This window comes from Peribacillus sp. SIMBA_075 (assembly GCF_046534585.1).
Genome location: NZ_JAWRYN010000258.1, coordinates 1 through 342 on the forward strand (window position 1 = coordinate 1; position 342 = coordinate 342).

A 342-nucleotide genomic window follows, 5' to 3' on the forward strand; every position below is an offset into this window, starting at 1 on the left:
ACAAATTGATACATTGACATTTAACTCTATTATGCAGGCGATTGGTCAAGGAGATATCGCAGAGCGAGCACTCGGTATTTTCACGATGTGGACGCATAAATTAATTATGATTCCTGTATCGCTTGCAACAGCGTTTAGTTTAACGCTTGTACCAGCGATTACAAAATCATTTACTGAAAAACAATACCGTTATTTAAAGTTACAAATTACACAAACATTCCAGGCGAATATGTTTTTAACATTGCCAGCAGTTGTCGGTATTTCTACACTTGCATATCCGATTTACACTGCTTTCTACGATTCAGACCCACTAGGTGGACAAGTATTAATGTGGTATGCGCC

1 pseudogene is annotated in these 342 nt (G+C 38.0%); it reads left to right on the forward strand.

Annotated features, from left to right (window positions below):
* Positions 1-342 (forward strand): annotated as a pseudogene (locus SB775_RS28140) (polysaccharide biosynthesis protein); the annotation flags it as partial.